We start from the raw sequence: 234 nt of genomic DNA, 5'->3' as shown, positions 1-234 counted from the left end.
CCGTTTGATCCTGGACCAGGTGGAGCAAATACGTGGAGAACTGCGCACCTACGGCGCTGGCCTGAAAGGGCGCATCAGGCTCTTGTCCAACAAGGCTGGGTTGGTTTCGTTTCTGCCGCATCAACTCGGCAGGTTCTTGATAGCCTATCCCGATCTTTCTATCGACCTCCATGAACGCCCAAGCACTGAGATTGCACTGGCCATCGCGGAAGGTCGTGCTGATTTGGGAGTTAT

General features: G+C 55.1%; 1 protein-coding gene. It reads left to right on the top strand.

From position 1 onward, the window contains the following. Positions 1 to 234 (top strand): LysR substrate-binding domain-containing protein (locus ACPYOI_RS37110; RefSeq protein WP_481424311.1); only part of this gene is annotated, 234 nt, incomplete at both ends.

It is taken from the genome of Rhizobium sp. SVR5-2C, from assembly GCF_056755115.1.
The sequence above is the reverse complement of the archived record's forward strand: the minus strand, read 5'-3'. Positions and strand labels throughout refer to the sequence as shown.